A 744-nucleotide genomic window follows, 5' to 3' on the forward strand; every position below is an offset into this window, starting at 1 on the left:
GTGGACTGGGATTGGACTGAAGGCTACAACGCATTTAAGTATCGTCACCCTAAGCGCTTTGAGATGGCGCTTTGGAATAACGGCACGCTAGCGAGCTTAAGCTTGGGCAAGCCCACCTATCACGGTACCAAGTTGCGACTAGACTTCATTGAAGGTAACCCCGAGAACGGTAAAGATGTGCGGGTATTCCAAACCACCTTTCTTGCCTTGGCAGGCTATGCGGAGGCGTTAGGGGCTGCAGAGCTGCGTGTCATGAATCCAATTAACGCCGATGTACGCCGTTATTATGAAGGGTTTGGGCTTATATACGTGGCAAAAGGTGACTACCTGTTTGTGAGGTTGTAAGGTGACGGTTATGAGCGAAAAAATTAAACACATCCGCGATGCGCAAAAGAAAACGGGCTCGATTTCAGATGCCATAAAACGCGCAAAGCAGCACATTCGAAATGTTGGGGCTGAAGATCTCCAAGAGCCAGACGGCTTTGCGTCTGGTGATATGAAAAAGTTCTTAGAAGACCCAGAAGCATACGAAAAGGACGTCGAAGATGAGCAGTCAGAAGAAGGCAAATAAGCCCCTAACCGATCTTGAAAAACAGCATCAGCCAGTGCCTGGCGAGATCGATCCCAAGAACGCCAAGGTAAAGGTTTTTTTGGCCATGTTAAAAGCTAAGCGGCGTTTCTCGTTGAGCAAATAGCCCTCTATCGCAACATCCCATCACCGAGATTGGGCATGTCAAATATAAG

Annotated in this window: 2 protein-coding genes; both read left to right on the forward strand. The window is 48.3% G+C overall.

Annotated features, from left to right (window positions below; all coding sequences use genetic code 11):
• The coding region (locus ACFQEU_RS17050; RefSeq protein WP_379784080.1) for a hypothetical protein at nt 1-345 on the forward strand (345 nt) is incomplete at its 5' end.
• A 10-nt stretch (nt 346-355) separates the two neighbouring features.
• Complete coding sequence (locus ACFQEU_RS17055; protein WP_379784082.1) at nt 356-571, forward strand: hypothetical protein; 216 nt, start codon at nt 356-358, stop codon at nt 569-571.
• The last annotated feature ends 173 nt before the right edge of the window (nt 572-744 follow it).

It is taken from the genome of Halorubrum tibetense, assembly GCF_042661865.1.
Classification (GTDB): Archaea; Halobacteriota; Halobacteria; order Halobacteriales; family Haloferacaceae; genus Halorubrum; species Halorubrum tibetense.

Excerpts from the sequence above, each read along its gene's own strand:
- ACFQEU_RS17055 (WP_379784082.1), top strand. The coding sequence starts at position 356 with ATGAGCGAAAAAATTAAACACATCCGCGATGCGCAAAAGAAAACGGGC.